Annotated in this window: 13 protein-coding genes; 7 read left to right on the plus strand and 6 right to left on the minus strand. The window is 63.4% G+C overall.

The features are described 5' to 3' along the window. Positions 1 to 144: 144 nt before the first annotated feature. The 7 genes from J2857_RS28930 (at position 145) to J2857_RS28960 (ending at position 7,128) form a co-directional block, all read left to right on the plus strand. Complete coding sequence (locus J2857_RS28930; protein WP_210013518.1) at positions 145 to 567, plus strand: DUF2852 domain-containing protein; 423 nt, start codon at positions 145 to 147, stop codon at positions 565 to 567. A gap of 92 nt (positions 568 to 659) precedes the next feature. Continuing rightward, positions 660 to 1,421 carry a M48 family metallopeptidase gene (locus tag J2857_RS28935; RefSeq protein WP_210013519.1) on the plus strand — a complete coding sequence of 254 codons (762 nt, stop codon included), beginning with the start codon at positions 660 to 662 and terminating at the stop codon, positions 1,419 to 1,421. Positions 1,422 to 2,072: 651 nt separating this feature from the next. Beyond that, positions 2,073 to 2,729 carry a phosphoribosylanthranilate isomerase gene (locus J2857_RS28940; protein WP_210013520.1) on the plus strand — a complete coding sequence of 219 codons (657 nt, stop codon included), beginning with the start codon at positions 2,073 to 2,075 and terminating at the stop codon, positions 2,727 to 2,729. 11 nt (positions 2,730 to 2,740) lie between these two features. Continuing rightward, positions 2,741 to 3,961 carry a tryptophan synthase subunit beta gene (gene trpB, locus J2857_RS28945; RefSeq protein WP_210013521.1) on the plus strand — a complete coding sequence of 407 codons (1,221 nt, stop codon included), beginning with the start codon at positions 2,741 to 2,743 and terminating at the stop codon, positions 3,959 to 3,961. Position 3,962: 1 nt separating this feature from the next. After that, positions 3,963 to 4,802: a tryptophan synthase subunit alpha gene (trpA, locus tag J2857_RS28950; RefSeq protein ID WP_046635580.1), complete on the plus strand. Its 840-nt coding sequence runs from the start codon at positions 3,963 to 3,965 to the stop codon at positions 4,800 to 4,802. Positions 4,803 to 4,844: 42 nt separating this feature from the next. Continuing rightward, positions 4,845 to 5,741, plus strand: coding sequence for an acetyl-CoA carboxylase, carboxyltransferase subunit beta (gene accD / locus J2857_RS28955; RefSeq protein WP_210013522.1), 897 nt, complete (start codon positions 4,845 to 4,847; stop codon positions 5,739 to 5,741). Between the two features lie 34 nt (positions 5,742 to 5,775). Beyond that, positions 5,776 to 7,128, plus strand: coding sequence for a bifunctional folylpolyglutamate synthase/dihydrofolate synthase (locus tag J2857_RS28960; RefSeq protein ID WP_245363973.1), 1,353 nt, complete (start codon positions 5,776 to 5,778; stop codon positions 7,126 to 7,128). 81 nt (positions 7,129 to 7,209) lie between these two features. Here J2857_RS28960 and trxA read toward each other — a convergent pair whose 3' ends face one another. The 6 genes from trxA to J2857_RS28990 form a co-directional block, all read right to left on the minus strand. After that, on the minus strand, positions 7,210 to 7,530 hold the full coding sequence (trxA, locus tag J2857_RS28965) for a thioredoxin (RefSeq protein ID WP_210013523.1): 321 nt from the start codon (positions 7,528 to 7,530) through the stop codon (positions 7,210 to 7,212). Positions 7,531 to 7,602: 72 nt separating this feature from the next. After that, a complete protein-coding gene (addA, locus tag J2857_RS28970) occupies positions 7,603 to 11,148 on the minus strand; it encodes a double-strand break repair helicase AddA (protein ID WP_210013524.1) in 3,546 nt (1,181 codons plus the stop codon). Continuing rightward, positions 11,141 to 14,344, minus strand: a complete 3,204-nt coding sequence (gene addB / locus J2857_RS28975; RefSeq protein ID WP_210013525.1) for a double-strand break repair protein AddB — start codon at positions 14,342 to 14,344, stop codon at positions 11,141 to 11,143. The genes addA and addB overlap by 8 nt, the downstream gene beginning before the upstream one ends. Further along, positions 14,341 to 15,087 (minus strand): nucleotidyltransferase family protein, encoded by a 747-nt coding sequence (locus tag J2857_RS28980; RefSeq protein WP_210013526.1) that lies wholly within the window; start codon positions 15,085 to 15,087, stop codon positions 14,341 to 14,343. Before J2857_RS28980 ends, addB begins: the two co-directional genes overlap by 4 nt. 12 nt (positions 15,088 to 15,099) lie before the next feature. Further along, positions 15,100 to 16,611, minus strand: coding sequence for a tRNA (adenosine(37)-N6)-threonylcarbamoyltransferase complex ATPase subunit type 1 TsaE (gene tsaE / locus J2857_RS28985; RefSeq protein ID WP_210013527.1), 1,512 nt, complete (start codon positions 16,609 to 16,611; stop codon positions 15,100 to 15,102). After that, a complete protein-coding gene (locus tag J2857_RS28990; protein ID WP_245363975.1) occupies positions 16,608 to 19,172 on the minus strand; it encodes a PAS domain-containing sensor histidine kinase in 2,565 nt (854 codons plus the stop codon). The genes tsaE and J2857_RS28990 overlap by 4 nt, the downstream gene beginning before the upstream one ends. Between the last annotated feature and the right edge of the window lie 89 nt (positions 19,173 to 19,261).

Consider the following 19,261-nt stretch of genomic DNA (forward strand, 5'->3'; position numbering starts at 1 on the left):
GGTCTCATCCTCGATATTTCGCCGATATTTCAGCATTTTCTTGAATTTAATGTTCCGTCTTCTTGAAGGCGGATCATGGGCTCACCAAATCGGAATGAGACGGGCTGGCATGTGGCCACCCGCTGAAACATCAGGGTGTGACCAATGAACCAGTCAGCATTGATTCGTCCGGATTGGACGCCGGCTACCATCGCTCTCATGGTGCTCGGTTTTGTTGTCTTCTGGCCGCTCGGCCTTGCCATGCTTGCCTATATCATCTTCGGTGAAAGGCTCCGCGGCTTCAAGCGCGATGCCAACGACCGCGCCGACCGCATGTTCGCCGGCTGCCGTCGGGCGAAGTCCCGCTACAACACGCATTTCACCACCGGCAACGTCGCCTTCGACGACTGGCGCAAGACCGAGATCGACCGGATCGAGGAAGAGCGCCGCAAGCTCGATGAGATGCGCGAAGAATTCGACAACTATGTCCGCGAGCTTCGCCGCGCCAAGGACCAGGAAGAATTCGATCGCTTCATGCGCGAGCGGCAGAACCGTTCCTCCGGCCAGAACACGGTCGTCGACCTCTAACTCTCTCCATGGATTCACGTGAAACGTGACCTGAAGCCGGCGTCTTTGAGACGCCGGCTTTTTTATGTGAAGGAATCGGCTAGAAAGGCATCATGTTCGCGCTTCTGAAAAAGCCAGTTCGCTCCAAACCGAAACCGCTCGAAACGGTGAAGCGGACCCTTGATGTGGGCGATCGGGCGATGCCGCTGACGATCAGGGAAAACCGCCGCGCCACCCGCATAACGCTCCGGATCGAGCCGGGCGGCCGCGCGCTCAATCTCACCGTGCCGGCGGGCCTGCTGAAACGCGAGATCGATGATTTCCTGGACCGCCATCAGGGCTGGCTGCTGACCAAGCTCGCGAAGTTTTCGGCCGATAACCCCATTCGATCAGGCGGCCGCATCGCCTTTCGGGGCGTTCCCCACCGGATCGAACACACCGGCACTCTCCGCGGCCTCACCGAAGCGGTGCTGATTGACGGCGAGCCGGTGCTGAGGGTCAGCGGCCTCGAGGACCATATGGGCCGCCGGCTTTCTGCGTTTTTCAAGAAGGAAGCACGCAAGGACCTCGAAGTGCTGGTCGCTCGCCACGCTGCTGCCATCCGCAAGCCGATCAAGTCTGTCTCGATGAAGGACACCCGCAGCCGCTGGGGCTCCTGCTCCTGGGACGGGAACCTCAGCTTCTCCTGGCGCATCGTCATGGCGCCGCCTCTGATCATCGATTATCTCGCGGCCCATGAAGTGGCGCATCTGAAGGAGATGAACCACGGCCCGAAATTCTGGGCGCTGTGCAAACAGCTCTGCCCGCGCATGGAAGAAGCCCGCAAATGGCTGAAACAGCACGGCTCGCAGCTGCATGCGATCGATTTCGAGTGACGCGGAGGCATATGGACCCTTGGGTCAAGCCCGAGGATGACGACGTTGGATATTGTGCCCGTTCTCCGCGCAACGTGCAGTTTTCCTCAGTCATCTCCACTTTTTGGTCAGCCGCCGCCTCTCCTCCGTCATCCTCGGGCTTGACCCGAGGATCCACCTCCCGGCACTGATCCCGGTGCATATCTGACACCTCCGCGCCAATCCAATCAAACACTTAACCTCCTTCTCGTCCCCGCCCGCCAAACCCATGCCTACAATCTGCCCGTCCCGTTTCGGCTGCACCGACCCGCATGACCGGCGAGACGGGACCGGTGATCTGGTGGTCTGCCGTCATGCAAGCAGGTCGTCAGGGGCCTGCGCAGAAAATGGTCCCCCTCTCGCCTTGAGGCGGGGCGTGTGTGTGTCGCACACAACCCGGTATGGCATCCGTGCTCATTTCCACGAAGTTAAATTCCATATCGCCGCAGAGGGACCGGAGTTGCGCGGAAAAACACACCGAACGGGACACGTCGCGTGTCACCTAAAACTACTTATTACCAGGCACCCGAGGTGTCCCGGCCGAATTCGAAAATAACCAGGATCACTAAGGCCGCATTCCGTCTGCTATGATTTGCCTCGACTCCGTCGGAATTTCATGTCAATCCGCGCATCATGAAACCTGATATCAAGATCTGCGGGTTGAAGACCCCCGAGGCAGTCGATCGCGCCGTGGCGCGGGGCGCCTCGCATATCGGCTTCATCTTCTTTGCCAAGAGCCCGCGCTATGTCGAACCGGACCTTGCCGGAGACCTGGCCGATCGGGTCCGCGGACGAGTGAAGCTCGTGGCGGTAACCGTCGATGCCGATGACGAGGAGCTCGACGATATCGTCTCGATGGTGCGGCCGGACATCCTGCAACTGCATGGCAACGAGAGCCCGGAACGGGTTCTGCAGGTGAAGGCGCTCTTCGGCCTGCCGGTCATGAAAGCACTTTCCGTGAAGGAAGCCGGCGATCTTGACCGGATTGATCCGTATATCGGCGTCGCCGACCGTTTTCTTTTCGATGCCAAAGCGCCTGCCGGCTCCGAGCTGCCGGGCGGCAACGGCGTTTCCTTTGACTGGAGCCTAATGGCTTCCCTTGACGAGGGCGTGGATTACATGCTTTCGGGAGGATTGAATAAGGATAATGCCGTTCTCGCCCTCAAATCGACGCGGGCAAGCGGTATCGATCTATCGTCCGGCGTCGAAAGTGCGCCGGGTATCAAGGACCTTGGAATGATCGATGCGTTTTTCGATGCCGTCGCGGATGCGGGCCGGAAAAGCGCGTGAGGGAGTAGACAGTGAACGAGACGCCAAAACCCAATTCGTTCCGTTCCGGCCCCGACGAGGATGGCCGTTTCGGTATTTTCGGCGGGCGCTTCGTCGCCGAAACGCTGATGCCGCTGATCCTGGATCTCCAGGGCGAATGGGAAAAGGCGAAGAACGATCCTTCCTTCCAGAAGGAACTGGCCGACCTCGGCACCCATTATATCGGCCGTCCGAGCCCGCTCTATTTCGCCGAGCGCCTGACCGAGCATCTCGGTGGCGCGAAGATCTATTTCAAGCGCGAAGAGCTGAACCACACCGGCTCGCACAAGATCAACAACTGCATCGGCCAGATCCTGCTCGCCAAGCGCATGGGCAAGACCCGCATCATCGCGGAAACCGGCGCCGGCCAGCACGGCGTTGCGTCCGCGACCGTTGCTGCGCGTTTCGGTTTCCCCTGCGTCGTCTACATGGGCGCAACCGATGTCGAGCGCCAGGCGCCGAACGTCTTCCGCATGAAGCTCCTCGGCGCCGAAGTCATTCCGGTGACCGCCGGCAACGGCACGCTGAAGGACGCCATGAACGAGGCCCTGCGCGACTGGGTCACCAATGTCGAGGATACCTATTATCTGATCGGCACGGCTGCCGGCCCGCATCCCTATCCGGAACTCGTCCGCGACTTCCAGTCGGTGATCGGCAAGGAGGCCCGCGAGCAGATTCTTGAAGCCGAAGGCCGGCTGCCGGATATGGTCATCGCTGCCGTCGGCGGCGGTTCGAACGCGATCGGCATCTTCCATCCGTTCCTGGATGATGCGGGCGTGCAGATCGTCGGCGTCGAAGCGGGCGGCCGCGGCCTTCAGGGCGTCGAGCACTGCGCCTCGATCACCGCCGGCGCGCCGGGCGTGCTGCATGGCAACCGCACTTACCTGCTGCAGGATCATGACGGCCAGATCCTCGAGGGCCATTCGGTCTCGGCCGGCCTCGATTATCCGGGTATCGGTCCCGAGCATAGCTGGCTGCACGATATCGGCCGGGCGGAATATGTGCCGATCATGGACCACGAGGCCCTCGACGCCTTCCAGGTCCTGACCCGTCTCGAAGGCATCATCCCCGCGCTGGAACCGAGCCATGCCCTGGCAGAGGTGATCAAGCGAGCGCCAAAAATGCGCAAGGACCAGATTATCGTGATGAACCTCTCCGGTCGCGGCGACAAGGACATCTTCACCGTCGCCAAGATTCTCGGAATGGATATGTGACATGACCGTTCGTATGGACAAACGTTTCGCGGCCGTGAAAGCTGAAGGCCGCCCCGCTTTGGTCACCTATTTCATGGGTGGCGATCCGGATTTCGACACCTCGCTCGGCATCATGAAGGCGCTGCCGGGCGCCGGTTCCGATATCATCGAGCTCGGCATGCCGTTTTCCGATCCGATGGCGGACGGCCCCGCGGTCCAGATGGCCGGTCAGCGCGCGCTGAAGGGCGGTCAGACGCTGTCGAAGACGCTCGATCTCGCAGCCAGGTTCCGCGAAACCGACAACGACACGCCGATCGTCATGATGGGCTACTACAACCCGATCTACGTCTATGGCGTCGACAAGTTCCTGGACGATGCGATCGCAGCTGGCATCGACGGCCTGATCGTCGTCGACCTGCCGCCGGAAATGGATGACGAACTCTGCATCCCGGCGCTCGCCAAGGGCATCAACTTCATCCGCCTCGCCACCCCGACGACGGACGACAAGCGCCTGCCGACGGTTCTCAAGAACACGTCCGGTTTCGTCTATTACGTCTCGATGAACGGCATTACGGGTTCCGCGCTGCCCGACCCGTCGCTGATTGCCGGTGCTGTCAAACGCATCAAGGGGCATACGGACCTGCCGGTCTGCGTCGGTTTCGGCGTCAAGACCGCCGATCATGCCAAGGCGATCGGTGCTTCGGCCGATGGCGTCGTCGTCGGCACCGCAATCGTCCAGCAGATTGCCGGCAGCCTAACCAAGGACGGCAAGGCTGGTCCGGATACCGTCGCCTCGGTCGTGACGCTGGTTCGTGGCCTGGCGACCGGCGTCCGCGCCGCCCGCCTTGTTGCCGCCGAATAGTTTCCCCACATTAGGCTTGGATTCCAACGGGAGTACGCCCAAGTGAACTGGATCACCAATTACGTCCGGCCGCGCATCAACTCCATGCTCGGTCGCCCCAACCGGGACGTTCCGGAAAACCTCTGGATCAAGTGCCCCGAGACAGGGGAAATGGTCTTCCACAAGGACCTGGAAGAGAACAAGTGGGTCATCCCCGCTTCCGGCTTCCACATGAAGATGCCCGCCAAGGCCCGTCTCGTCGATCTCTTCGATGGCGGTGTCTTCGAAGCGTTTCCGCAGCCGAAAGTCGCCCAGGATCCGCTGAAATTCCGCGATTCCAAGCGTTATGCCGATCGCCTGAAGGACAGCCGCGTCAAGACCGAGCAGGAGGACACGATCCTCGCGGGTCTCGGCGAAGTCCAGGGCCTGAAGCTCGTGGCGGTTGTTCATGAATTCAATTTCATCGGCGGTTCGCTCGGCATGGCCGCCGGCGAGGCGATCGTCCGGGCCTGCGAACGGGCCGTGACGGAAAAGTGCCCGCTGGTGATCTTCCCGGCTTCCGGCGGAGCGCGCATGCAGGAAGGCATCCTGTCGCTGATGCAGCTTCCGCGCACCACCGTCGCGGTCGACATGCTGAAGGAAGCGGGCCTTCCTTACATCGTCGTTCTCACCAACCCGACCACAGGCGGCGTCACCGCCTCCTATGCGATGCTGGGCGATGTCCACATCGCCGAACCGGGCGCCGAGATCGGCTTTGCGGGCAAGCGCGTCATCGAGCAGACCCTGCGCGAAAAGCTGCCTGAGGGCTTCCAGACGTCGGAATACCTGCTGGAGCATGGCATGGTCGACATGGTGGTGAAGCGCCACGATATTCCCTCGACGCTCGCCAAGATCCTGAAGATGCTGACGAAACAGCCTGTCCAGGAAGCGCTGCCGGCACCGATCGCGTTGAGCGCCTGAGCGGAAGAGTGCATCGAAAGCCGGAGCGGCGGGAATGACCACCATGAACGAGCCCGTTGTGAGCGCGGCCGAGCGGGAAATTGAGCGGCTGATGACCCTTCATCCGAAGGGCTTCGATCTATCGCTCGACCGGATCACCCGCCTGCTCGAAATTCTGGGCAATCCGCACAGGAAACTGCCGCCGGTCATCCATGTGGCCGGCACCAACGGCAAGGGTTCCGTGACCGCCTTCTGCCGCGCCCTTCTGGAAGCGGGCGGTTATGCGACGCATGTCCATACGTCCCCGCATCTCGTCCACTGGCACGAGCGCTACCGGATCGGCGTCAAGGGCGGCCGCAGCAAGATCGTCGGCGACGCGATGCTTGCGGATGCCCTGCGGCGCATTGCGGCGGCGAATGCCGGCCAGATGATCACTGTTTTCGAAATCCTGACGGCCGCGACCTTTCTCCTGTTTTCCGAGCAGCCGGGCGACGCGGTGATCCTCGAAGTCGGCCTCGGCGGCCGTTTCGATGCCACCAATGTCATTACCGATCCGGCTGTCTCGGTGATCATGCCGATCTCGCTCGATCACCAGGCCTATCTCGGCGATCGGGTCGAACTGATTGCCGCCGAAAAGGCAGGCATCATGAAGCGCGGCCGCCCGGTCGTCATCGGCCATCAGGAATTCGAAGCGGCCCGTGACGTGCTGATATCGACCGCCGAGCGGCTCGGCTGTCCGACCGCCGTCTATGGCCAGGAATTTTCCGCCCATGAGGAATTCGGTCGGCTGATCTATCAGGACGAATTCGGTCTTGCCGACCTGCCCTTGCCGCGGCTGCCGGGCCGCCACCAATATGCCAACGCCGCCGCCGCCATCCGCGCCGTCAAGGCTGCCGGCTTCACCGTCACAGAGGCGATGATGGAAAAGGCCATGGCGACGGTCGAATGGCCGGCCCGCTTGCAGAAGCTGACCGAAGGCGAGCTCTTGGAATATGCGCCGGAAGGCTCCGAAATCTGGCTGGATGGCGGGCACAATCCCGGCGCCGGCGAGGTGATCGCCGAGGCGATGGCGGCTTTCGAGGAACGCCAGGCCCGTCCGCTCTACATTATCGCCGGCATGATCAACACCAAGGATCCGATCGGCTACTTCCGCGCCTTCGCGGATATCGCCGAACACGTCTTTACCGTCCGCATTCGAGGCAGCGAATCGGGGCTCGACCCGGTGGTTCTCGCCCACGCCGCGTTCGATGCCGGCCTGGTGGCCGAACCCGCCGGCTCCACGGCCGAGGCATTGCAGGAAATCACCCGCCGCCAGGTGCCGGGCGCTCCGCCGCCGCGCATCCTGATCGGCGGCTCGCTGTATTTCGCCGGCAATGTGCTTGCCGACAACGGTACCCCGCCGACCTGACTGCAAAGATTGCGACAGACATAGAAAAAGCCCGGCTGCAGGGATGAGCCGGGCTTTTTTATGCGGGCATGCGACTGGAAGTTAGGCGGCGCTGGAAATCCAGGCCGAAAGTGCGGTCTTCGGAGCGGCGCCAACCTTGATGTCGGCGACTTCGCCCCCCTTGAACATGGCAAGCGTCGGGATCGAACGCACGCCGAACTGGGCAGCCAGTTCAGGATTTTCGTCGATGTTCAGCTTGACGACCTTCACCTTGCCGGCAAGCTCGTTCGAAATTTCTTCGAGGCTCGGACCGATCATTTTGCAGGGGCCGCACCATTCAGCCCAGAAATCCACGATCACCGGCTGGGCGGAGTCGAGGACTTCGGCCTGGAAGTTGCTGTTGTCGACTTTTACGGTAGCCATAGGGCTCTCCTTCACGATTCTCTGTTGGTGTAAATGTGAGCCTGCCGCTCAGAGTTTTCAATGGCCGCTATCTCACTTTGTTTTGAGTTCTGCAAGCGAACGTGACAGCAGTTCCGGCGGCAGCGAAACGACCTGCGCCGACTCGGTGTAGACAAGCACGCACTCGAAGTGTTTTGCCGGATAAAGCGGCTTCAGGATCTCGCGATAGATGGCGAGCTGGGCTCGGTGCGAGAGCGGCACGTCCTGCGAAGTCTTCGGGGTGATGCGATTGGTCTTGTAGTCGAGGATGAACACCCGGTCCTCGGTCACCACCAACCGGTCGATGCGGCCGGAAATGGCGTAGTCGCGTCCCTCCAGCACCAGCGTGCCCATGATCGACACTTCCGACTGGCTTCGCTCGGAAAAGATCGGCCCAAGTTCGGCATGCGCAAGCACCGACATGACGCTGGCGACCAGCTTTTCGCGCTCCCCCGCCGGCCAGAAACGGGCCGCGCGATCCGCGTACCGCCGGGCGGCGGAGGCACGCTCGGCCTCGGGAAAATCTGTCAGCATCTGCAGCATGCGGTGAACCAGTTTACCCTTCTGCAGCGCCAGCCCCGCGCCTTGCGTCTGGTCGCCGAACAACGGCGAGGTGATGATCAGATCGTCCGCGTCATCGTCGATCATCGTTCCGGCACCGGATGGGCTGAGCGGTCGCGGTAGCATCTTCTGGGCGGGCACAGGGCGGGAGAGGGCTTGCGGCAGCGCTTGCTTGCCAGCCGGTGCCGTCTCCCTGTGCGCGGCTTTCGGCGCCTGGCCGGGGGCGGCCGGAAGCCGCCACCTGAAGCCACCCCATTCGCCATCGGCCCCGTGAAATTCCGCCGGGCTGCAATGATGCTCGTCAGCGGCAAGCGCCTTGGAAATCATCGACTGCCAGGTATCCGGATTATCGATCTTGCCGCGATAACCGCAGACGATCAGCCGGTCCGCGGCCCGCGTCATGCCGACATAGAGCAGCCGGCGATATTCTTCCTCGGTGGACGTCCGGATCCGGTCGTCATCGGCTGATGTCATCGCATTGGTCAGCATCTTGCCCGGCACCCAGGCCGGCACATCCTCGCCGCCGATCCGCAGCAGCCGGAATTTCGGCACATGCGAGGAGATGAACGCTTTCGAGCCGCTGTCGACGAGAAACACGACCGGCGCTTCCAGCCCCTTGGAAGCGTGCACGGTCATGATCCGCACCTCGTTACGGCCGCCGTCCTGCTCGCGCTTCACCTCCGGCGATTCGATCTCCAGCGTCGAGATGAAGGCCTGCAGGCCGGGCAATCCGCTGGTCTCGTGGTCGAGCGCGAAGGTCAGGAACTCGTCGAGAATGTCGCCCGCCTCGGTGCCGAGCCGGCCAAGGAATTTTCGCCGCCCGCCCTGCGCCCCGAGAATCCGGGCAAACAGATCGTGCGGGCTGAGCTGTCGCGACAGGGCAAGCAGGTGCTGGAGCCGGTCGGCCGCATCGCGGAACCGGAGCGGTTGTTCCTCGCCCAAACGGTTGAGCTGCGCCCAGGCGCTCGTATTCTCCGCCCGCCGCGCCGCGACTTCGAAGACGTCTTCTTCGGAGAGATTGAAGAGCGGGCTTTTCAGCAGCGCGGCCAGCGAAAGATCGTCCTGCGGCAAAAGCAGAAAACGACCGAGCGCCAGAAGATCCTGCACGGCGATATGGCTCGTCAGCCGCAACCGGTCGGCACCGGCGACGGGAATGTTGTCGCGGCGTTTCAGTGCCCGGGTCAGCGCGTTGACGAAGGCGTCACGTTTTCTGACCAGGACGAGGATATCGCCGGCCTCGATCGGCCGTTCGACGCCCTTCTCGATAATCGTTTCCTTGCCGATCATCTCGTCGATCCGGTTGGCAATCCGGCTTGCCAAAATGGCTGACGGCGCCTTGTCGGGCGTCGAATCGAACGGCGCGGTCCAGTCCTCCTCCTGCTCGGAGACTTCGGGCACGACCACGTCCCAGAGATCGACGGCTCCGGGATGACCGATCCGGTTGGAGCGGTGTTGCACCGGCTCGCCAAGCGCGCTGAGGCCTCGAAAATTCTCCTCCAGCGAAAACACCTGGTCGACGGCCGCGAGCACATCGGCGGTGGAGCGGAAGGAGAGCGGCAGCCGCACCGGATGGAAAGCCTGGCCGCTGGCCCGCACCCGCTTTTCCGTCTCGCTTCTTTCCTCGGCGAAGCGCTCCGGGCGTGCCCCTTGGAAGGAATAGATCGACTGTTTTTCGTCCCCGACCGCAAAGATCGTGCGGCGGGTCTCGCGAGCGCTGGCACCGGAATAGAAATCCTCGGCCAGCGACTTGATCACCGTCCACTGGATCGGGCTCGTATCCTGCGCTTCGTCGACGAGAATGTGGTCGATGCCCTGGTCCAGCTTGTAATGCACCCAGGCCCCGACGCCGTCGCGGGTCAGAAGATCGGCGGTCCGGGCGATCAGGTCCTCGAAGTCGAGCAGGCTGCGCTGTTTCTTCAGGTCCTCGTAGTCGTCGTTGAGGCGTTGCGCCAGCGTCAGCGCCGCCTTGGTGGCGAGGAACATTCTGACCAGCCGCAGCCGGTCGCGGCAGGCGACGACATGGGCTCGAGCGGTGGCCACGGCATCGGCCAAGTCCGGTGCCGTCGTTGTCATCGCCTTGGCGATCAGCGAACTGTCGGCCTTCGGCTTGCCCTCGCGGGTGAGAAAGATCTGGTCGAGATGCTGGGCTCGCTTCAGGACATCCGGTTCCTTGGCGGCCAGCCGGAGACCGTAGGCCACGTCCGTGACCTTCTGCCCACCCTTCTGGTCGGCGAGCGCCAGATAGAGATCGAGCGTCAGGCCGGAAAGCCCGGGCAGGGGCCAGTAGCCGGCTGCGATACTGTCTTCCGTGTCGGCCGGACCGAGCCCCAGGGCGCGCTTCAGTTCGACGCCGATGCCGCCGTGGCGTTCGGCATGGGCAATGAAACGGCGGATGGCGGTACGGTTGGCAATGATATCGCCGAGCAGCGTTTCGAGCCCGAACTCGTCGCCGAGATCCAGCACATGGGCAAAAGCTTTGGCGAGCTCCGGATCGTCTTCAGCAGACGTCGCGGTCAGCAGCGAACGGCGTGCGTCGGCAAGCAGGGCGGAGGCGGCGCGGTCGTCGAGCACCGAAAAATGGCCGGCGACATTGGCTTCGAGCGGAAACTGGTGCAGCAGCGCTTCGCAGAAGGCATGGATGGTCTGGATCTTCAGCCCGCCCGGGGTCTCCAGCGCCTTGGCGAACAGCCGTCGGGCTTCGGCAATCTTCAGCTGGCCCGGCTCTGCGCCCTCGATGCCGGCGATCCGCTTGCGCAATTCGTCGTCGGACAGCACCGTCCATTCCGACAGCCGCTGGAAGACGCGGTTCGACATTTCCGATGCCGCCGCCTTCGTATAGGTGAGGCAGAGGATCGAGGAGGGCCGGCAGCCGGCGAGCAGCAGCCGGATTACCCGCTGGGTCAGCACATGTGTCTTGCCAGAGCCGGCATTGGCTGAAACCCAGGCGGAACTCACCGGATCGGAGGCAAGCGATTGCTGCACCGTCGTCCAGTCGATCCACGTGATCGGATCGTCGCCCTCGGGAGCCAGGTCACTCATCGGTTTCCGCCTCCTCGTCGTCGGCCGTCGACCATTCGGCCACGCGGGCGAGGTGGTCGTATTCGCCGCCGAAATCCGTCTGTGCCATCGGCACAAGCCGCGATGCGAAGCCGGCTTGCCCATTGCGCAGCGTGATGACGAACCGGGTCAGCTGTTCGAGCGCTTCTTCGGCCAGATCGAGCGCCGATTTCGGCTGGCGTTTGGCCGTCGCGCTCGAACCCTCGTTGTTGACCTTGTCCTCCCGGAAACGGTCACCGGGACGCAGCCGGACATAAAGCAGCTTGTCGGGCGTCAGCGAACCCGCGCCCTTGAACGCTCCGGCCTTGAGGGCAGCCGCCTCGAGCCCAAGCTGCGGATCGAGCAGCGCCCGCGCCTGCGAAACCGATGGGCTGAGACCGGTCTTGTAATCCACGAGATCGGCAAGCCCTGAACCCTTTATGTCGATCCGGTCGGCAATGCCGGTAACGCGAATGCCGGCCGGCTCGACCTCCCAGCCCGCGCCGACTTCCGTCATCGTCTGGCGGATATCCGGCGCGCGTTCGACCTCCCAGTCCAGGAAGGCGCGAGCGACTTCCGCAAATCGCGGGCGCCAGACGCGGTCGATATGAGTTGGCAGCTGTTCCGCGTCGAACAGTTCCTCGGTGATCCGTCGCATCGCCTCTCTGGCGGCCGGCGTACCCGGTTTGTGGCCTTCGCGGGTATAGCGGTCGATGATCGCGTGGTAGAGTGTGCCGCGTTCGGAAGCGCCCGGATCGCGGTTGAAGGGATCGAGCGGATCGAGCTTCAGGATGCGACGGGCGTAGATCGAATAGGGGTCGCGGCGCAGGCGGCCCACCTCGCTGAAGGAGTATTTTTTCGGCTGCAGATCCGCCGGTGGTTTCGGGGCCGGGCGCTTGGCGACCGGCTGGTTTTCGCCGGCATCGATCATCGACGCCCAATCGCGATACTGATTGCCGCGCGCCTTGAGCTCGTCCGCGAACTGCTTTCCGCCGAGCGCCAGCAGCCTCTGCAGCCAGCGCGAGGCGACCGTCGGCGTCGACCCTTGCCGCGTCGAGCGCGACAGGATGAGATGCCGGGTGCCGCAGGCCATTTCGAAATCGTGGGCAAGCTGGCCGATCCGGCGTTCCGGCGGCTCCAACCCCATGTCGGTTTTCATGGTGCGGGAGAGAAACGGGTTGTTGACCGTCTGGCCAGGCCAGGAACCTTCGTTGAGCCCGCCGAGGATCATCGTATCGACCCTTTGCAGCCGGGCTTCGAGCGTGCCGAAGATGAAGATGCGCGGATGGCTGAGCGAGCGGGGTTTGACCGCCTCGCCGGTCGTCAGCGCCATGACGATATCGATCCATTGCGGACCGTCTGCTTCCATCTGCCCGTCGGTTTCTATGACCTCGGAGAGCAATCCCGCCAGTCTTTCGCCGGCTTCTCCGGACCAGAGCGTCGCCAGGTCTCCCCGCTCGTCCACACAAAGGGCTTCGAGAGCGCGGCCGGTGCGTTCGGCCCAGTCGGACAGCGGAAGCTTTGCGGTGAGGCCACGTCCATCCGGCCGGCGGCGGACGAGGGCGGACGCGAGCGGCTCGACGGCCTTCGCCAATCTCCGGGCCAGATCACGAGCCCTGTCGGCGGCATCTGATGGCAGCGACAGCCGCCAGTGCGGCGCATGCCTGTCTTCGAGCTGCGCGGCAAGCTGGATCTCCAGCAGCGGCTCCAGCGCTGAAATGTCCATGTCGCCGAGACCGCCGCGCAGCGCCAGGATTTCGAGCGCTTCGACGGCCGACCGCAGGTCCGCCGCCGGCAGGCCGAGGCGCAGGAGCGGATGTTTGATCAGCGCGACGATTGCCACCGGATCGCCGGGCCGCAGCGTCGCTTCGAGGAGAAGCTGGGTCAGCGTGCCCTGCGGCGTGCCGGACAGCGGCGAACCGGCTGAATCGTCGGCGAGCAGGTCGAAACGGGAAAGCTCGGCGGTCACCCGGCGGGCAAGCGCACGATCCGGCGTGATCAATGCCGCCTGGGCCTCGCCGCCGTCTTTGCCCGGTTGTTCGAGCGCCAGGCGGAGCGCGATGGCAATCGCCACGGCCTCTTCGCGTTCATTCGAAGCCTCGATCAGCGAGACATCCGCGAAGGCACGGGCAAGCAGGCTGGGATCGGCGCTATCCCGCCACGTGCTCCAACTGTCCGTTGCCTTGGCGGGTACGAGGGCCTGGGACAGCGTGGCTGCGCGGAACGCGATGTCGTCCGGAACCTCACCCAGCATGTCCACCTCTTCCCGCGTGATGCCGAGTTTCTTGAGCAGCCGAGACAGGCCGAATTGCGAATGGCTGCGGCTGGCAGGCTCGGGTTTCCCGTCAAAGGCCTCTTCGCCGATCATTGCCCACTGGTCCGCCGGCATCGAAAGGTCGAGGCCCGGCAATATGACGGTGCCGTTCGGCAGGTCGGAGATCGCGGCAATCAGGTCGGCAGCGGCCGGCACGGACCCCGTCGAACCCGCAACGATCACCGGACCCTTGTGGTCCCTCAAGGAGATCCGCCGGGCCTCCCCGCGCAGGATCGCCGCCTGGTGCTTTGCCGGCGAAGAACGGCGCAGTTCTTCGAGCCGCAGCGGCCAGAAGGCGCTGGCGATCGACAGGAACTCGGCGGTCAGCTGCCACCAGAGTGCATGTTCGCCGGTATCGAGTTTTTTGAGATCGGCCCAATCGCGCTCTTCGGTTTCGACGGCGTCGATGAGTTCTGCCAGCGCGCGGGCGAGCCAGATGGCATCGGCGGGGCTGGCAGGCGCCACCAGCGGCGATTCCGAATGGACGTCGAGCACGATCTTCGGAAGCTGGTTGCGCCAGGCAAGGATCAGCCGGCCGAGTTCGAGCAGGCGGGCGGTGCCGCCGATCGGCAGCGCGAGGTCCATTTCCTCCGGCGCCACGAGGTCGAAATAACCGCTGTCGTCGTCAGTCTCGCCGAGTGGCCGGATGACCGGCAGGATCGCCGAACGGCCGCCGAGCAGGTCGACGAATTCCGAGCGCAGCACGCGGGCCGAGCGCCGCGTCGGCACGTAGATGGTTACGTCCGCGAGCGAAAGCGGGTCGGTCGGATCGTAACGAAAAGTCTCGTTGAGCCGGCCGTCGCAGAGCGCGGCTGCCACGGTCTTGAGGAACGGCGCTCCGGCGGGGATAGAGAAGACCCGCTTCCGGCCGGAGGACGTGGTCATGCCTCCACCGGATAGCGCGCGATCACCGCTTCGGCTTCCGGAAGCGCCTCGGGCGTGCCGACGGTGATCCAGTGTCCGTCGAGCATCGTGCCGTAGAGCCTGCCCCGGGCGATCGCCTTGTCGAAATAGATATTGATGTTGAAGGCGTCGGACGGCGCGTCGTCGAGGAAGGACGGGTTCATCGCAAAGGCGCCGGCATAGACGACCGGGTTGGCCGGATTGTCGCGGTAGCGCCTCAATCGGCCATCCGCGTCCATGCCGAAATCGTTGATGCCGTTATGCCCGGTCGTATCGCCGATCCGGACGCAGAGCATCGCGATGTCCATGCGCTCGGGATCGAAGAACTGGGCGAGATGCTGCAGGTTGGTGGGTCTGCCGGGAATCTCGCCGATCCAGAAAAGATCGGCGTTCATGACGAAGATCGTGCTGCGGTCGAGGAGTTTCAGCCCCTTCACGATGCCGCCGCCATTGTTCATCAGCGCATCGCGCTCGTCGGAGACGAGGATTTCGAGGCCCCTATAGGCTTTGAGATGCGCCTCCATCTGGTCGGCGAAGTGGTGCACGTTGACGACCGCGCGTTCGACGCCGGCTTCCTTCAGCGAATCCAGCACGTAGTCGATCATCGGCTTGCCGGCGACGGGCACGAGCGGCTTCGGCATCGTGTTGGTGATCGGCCGCATGCGGGTGCCGAGCCCTGCGGCAAGCACCATCGCCTGTTTGATGGGGGCCTGTTGAATGGTCATCGGAAACCGTATTTATGATTCGGGCAGATCTATTCCAGCCCGGCGACACCAATCGCGCAAGGGGGTGAGCACATCATGCTTGAGCGCCGTCGCGAGATGGCGGAGCGTCCGCGGCATGTGCTTCAGATAGCCCGGCTTTCCGTCCCGCTGCAAGAGCCGCACCCAGAGACCGGCAAGTTTGCAATTGCGCTGCGCCGCCATGATCGCCCAGGCTTTCAGGAACGTGGGCTCGTCGAAGGCTCCGAGTGCGCGGCGGAGCGTCACGTAATCCAGCATCAGCTGGTCGGCGAGCGCCTTCGGGATGTCGACGCGCGCATCCTGGACGATCGAGGCGAGGTCATAGGCGGTCGGGCCGATCATCGCATCCTGGAAATCGATCAGGCCGACGCGGCGCACGCCCGATTCATGGGGCCGCCAGATGATGTTCGGCGAATGGAAATCGCGCAGCAGCAGGTTCTTCTCGACGCCGACGAGCTCGCAGACCAGGTTGTCCCAGATCTCCAGGTATTCCTGCCGTTCCTCGTCGGTCGCCGGCGTGCCGCGCTTCCAGGGCAGGTGCCAGTCGATCAGAAGCCGGGCTTCCATCTTCATCGCCGTCGGATCGAAATCGGGAATGTGATGGATATGCCCGTCGCCGACCGGCAGGTCCTGGCGCATCTCGTGGCTGTGCAGGAAGGCGAGGCAGACGATGCTCTCCCGGTAACGCTCGGCGATGGGATTGCCGTCTTCGTCGACGGCACCTTCGTCGCCGAGATTTTCGATCAGCAGGATGCCCTGGTCGTAATCCACATGCAGCACTTCCGGTGCCGCCAGTCCCAGTCCGCGCAGATATTCGTCGATCGCCACGAAGGGGTAGGGGTCTTCGGCGAGATGCGCGACCTTGGGATAGGGCTTTCCGTCGAGAACCGGCGGGCCTTGTGCCGGGCGCGGCCAGTCCATCAGGATCAGCGTTTCGCCAGTTGCGATCGTCACGCTCTCATAGGCGCGTGTCGAAGCGTCGCCGGTGAGGAACCGCCGCCGGGCGCCGGCATAGCCGTGGCTGTCGAGGAATTCCCGGATCGCCAGCACGCGGCGGATCCGCTGCATCTGCGCGTCCGGTGCGGTGATCGTCGCGGTCCGGCCGTTGCCGTGCTGTTCGAGCCGGAGCTGGATGCGGGTCTGCGGCAGCAGGTCGTCGGCGACCTCAGGCCATTCCACCAGACAGATGCCGTTGGAAAGCGCCTCGTCGAAACCAAGCTCGTCCAGTTCGGAGGAATCACCAAGCCGATAGAGATCGAAATGCGAGACCGGAATGCGCAGCTCGTAGCTCTGCACCAGCGTGAAGGTCGGGCTCGGCACTTCGAGCTCGCCGTCATCCGCAAGCGCGCGCAAAAAGGCCCGGGCGAAGGTGGATTTGCCGGCGCCGAGATCGCCGGAAAGGGCGATCCAGTCGCCCTTGTTCAGCGCCAATGCAAGGTCTTCGCCGAGGCGGATCGTTTCGGCCTCGTCGGCAAGTGTCAGGGTAAAAGTTGCCTCACCACTCATTCGGCGGCGACGGACCGCGCTGTCGTGCCGCTCGGAATGCGGCACGTAACCGTGGTTCCCTGGCCGGGCTTGCTGTCGATCGCCACATCGCCGTGATGGAGCGTCACGAAGCTCTCGACGATCGAAAGACCAAGGCCTGCACCGGAGCGCTTGCCGCCCTTGGCATTGGCCGAGAAGCGGTCGAACACGGTTTTCAGGATGTCTTCCGGGATACCCGGACCCTTGTCGGTCACCGAGAAGAACACGTCGCTATGGGTGCGCCAGCAGTTGAGCGTGATGGCGGAGCCGTCCGGCGCAAAATTGGTGGCATTGGTGAGCAGCTTGATGAGGATCTGCTTCAGCCGCTGCTGGTCGGCGACGATCGTGCCGAGTCCGGCCGGTGCGGTGATCGCCAGCGTCACGCCGTTCTCGTGCAGCCGGTCGGCGATCTGCATCGCCACGTCGTCGAGGAGCTCGTCGATCGACATTTCCGAGTAGTTGAGCTGCATGATGCCGGCATCGACGGTCGCCAGATCGAGGATGTCGTTGACGATCGTCAGCAGCACCGAGGAGGACGTCGAGATATGGTCGATATATTCGGCCTGCCGGTCATTTAGCGAACCGATGCCCGGCGTCTTGAGGAGGTCGGTGAAGCCGATGATGTTGGTCAGCGGCGAGCGCAGTTCGTAGGAGACGTGCTGAACGAAATCGTTCTTGAGTTCGTCGGCCTTCTGCAGCGCCTCGTTCTTTTCCTTGAGCGCCCGTTCCGCCCTGGCGCTCGCCGTCATGTCGACGAAGGTCAGCATCGTCTGGGCGTTCGGCAGCGGCGTCACGGCGTAATCGAGGATCAGGCCGGAATAGAGTTCGAACGTGCCCTGCAGCGAGGGGCGCTCGTCATCGAAATTGGTCAGCATCTGGCCGAAGCGGCGCCAGCCGTCCGGTTTGTCATAGGACGGCGCGCAAGCCGTCTCGATGGCCTTGATATGGGTGCCGGGCTTGGATTCCTCGGCGGTGATGCCCCAGAGCGCCCGGAAGGCGGGGTTCGACAGGCGGATGCGTCCGTCCGGTCCGAAGACGGCGACGCCTTCGGACAGATGATCGATGGTTTCGCCCTGAACCTGGACCAGCGTGTTGTAGCGGGTCTCGAGATCCACCTGTTCGGTGAGGTTTTCGAACACCCAGGTGGCGCCACCCTGCGGATGCGCGGTGGCAATGACGCGCAGCGTCTGGCCGTTCGGCAGGTGCCAGAGGTCGGTCTGGGTATCCGGAGACTGGTAGACGGAAAGCGCCGTCTCCTTCCAGCTCCGCCAGCTGAGCTGTTCCGGCAGCTTGCCGTCGCTTCTCAGTTTGTCGAGCAGTTCGCTATTGTCCGGCCTCTGATCGAGGAAGGGTAGGGTCAGGCCCCAGAGTTGCACGAAGGCCTGGTTGTAGAACTGCAGCCGGCGGTCGCCGTCGAAAATCGCGACGGGTGTTGCCAGATGATCGAGCGTTTCCGCGTGGCTCTTGAGCGTCCGCTTCAGTTCCTCGCGCACCGCTTCCGCCTCGGACACGTCGATCGCAATGCCGGTAGAGCCGCCGGGAACCACGACATCGACCACATCGAACATGGTGCGGTTGCCATGCACCACCGTGGAAATCCGATCATGGAAAGGCGAGGTGGACGTCGCGGTCGCCCGGATCTTTTCGCGGGCGATCGAGCCCAGAAATTCGCGGTTTTCTTCGATGGCCCGCGCCGGGGTCGAAGCCTCCACGGCATCGCCATAGGCGTGGTTCACCCAGGTGAGCTTGCCTTGCGAATCGCGGCGCCAGACCGGCTGCTCGATGGCATCGAGCAGCGAGTGGAACAGCATGATCGAATTCGTCAGCCGCTCGCGCTCGATCTTCAGCTCGGCGAGTTCGGCCCGCAGGTTGTTGAGTGCGATGAAACGGACGAAGGCCTTGCCGCCCGAAACCCGGCCTTGCACTTCCAGGATCTCGTCACGATTGGTCTCGACAACCATATCGAAGGAGCAGGCTTCGCCCCGCAGCAGTTCGATCGATTTTTCGAGTTCGCCGGCCGAGCTGCCGCGCATCCAGCGGCCGAAGGCGAGAAATTCGCGGTCCTGCTGCGGCGCGCCGGTTTCCGCCGGCAGCTGGCCGAGGAATTCGGGCTTCGAGGAACCGCTTTCCCACACGACGATCCGCCGGTTCTTGTCGGCGATCAGGGCTTCGAACTTGGAAATCCGCTGCTGCGCGTCAGAAAGGGCGCTGCGCATTTCCTGTGTTTCGGCTTCCATATTGCCGCGCTGGCGCACCAGCCAGATGGCGGAAAACAGGGCGGCACCCAGCGCGCCCATCACCAGCGATGAAACGATGACTTCCGTCGAGGAAAACAGGCGGACGGCTGCATTGCCCGACTGCTGCGCAAGCGCCGCGGTCGCCAGCCCGGAAAGAGCGGTGCCCGAAAGAAAAGCACTGCCGAACAGCGCCAGACGGCGAAGTCCTCCAACGGTCGCATTGCCGTTCGCAGGCCTCGAAACGAAACGTAAAGCCGGAGCGTCCGCTCCGCCGCAAAGGGGATCGGCCCGTTCTGACGAGCTCATTTTTTTTACCGACATATCCGGTCTGTCTCCGTCCAATTGCCGCTCATCGACAAGACATACCACATCACGCCTTGCCCGTAGCCGGACGG

It is taken from the genome of Neorhizobium galegae, assembly GCF_017877055.1.
Lineage (GTDB): Bacteria > Pseudomonadota > Alphaproteobacteria > Rhizobiales > Rhizobiaceae > Neorhizobium > Neorhizobium galegae_D.

Bases quoted from the DNA above. Each gene is read 5' to 3' on its own strand.
- J2857_RS28930 (WP_210013518.1), top strand. From the start codon at position 145: ATGAACCAGTCAGCATTGATTCGTCCGGATTGGACGCCGGCTACCATC.
- J2857_RS28935 (WP_210013519.1), top strand. From the start codon at position 660: ATGTTCGCGCTTCTGAAAAAGCCAGTTCGCTCCAAACCGAAACCGCTC.
- J2857_RS28940 (WP_210013520.1), top strand. From the start codon at position 2,073: ATGAAACCTGATATCAAGATCTGCGGGTTGAAGACCCCCGAGGCAGTC.
- trpA (WP_046635580.1), top strand. From the start codon at position 3,963: ATGACCGTTCGTATGGACAAACGTTTCGCGGCCGTGAAAGCTGAAGGC.
- J2857_RS28960 (WP_245363973.1), top strand. From the start codon at position 5,776: ATGACCACCATGAACGAGCCCGTTGTGAGCGCGGCCGAGCGGGAAATT.
- trxA (WP_210013523.1), bottom strand. From the start codon at position 7,530: ATGGCTACCGTAAAAGTCGACAACAGCAACTTCCAGGCCGAAGTCCTC.
- addA (WP_210013524.1), bottom strand. From the start codon at position 11,148: ATGAGTGACCTGGCTCCCGAGGGCGACGATCCGATCACGTGGATCGAC.
- addB (WP_210013525.1), bottom strand. From the start codon at position 14,344: ATGACCACGTCCTCCGGCCGGAAGCGGGTCTTCTCTATCCCCGCCGGA.
- J2857_RS28980 (WP_210013526.1), bottom strand. From the start codon at position 15,087: ATGACCATTCAACAGGCCCCCATCAAACAGGCGATGGTGCTTGCCGCA.
- tsaE (WP_210013527.1), bottom strand. From the start codon at position 16,611: ATGAGTGGTGAGGCAACTTTTACCCTGACACTTGCCGACGAGGCCGAA.
- J2857_RS28990 (WP_245363975.1), bottom strand. From the start codon at position 19,172: ATGAGCTCGTCAGAACGGGCCGATCCCCTTTGCGGCGGAGCGGACGCT.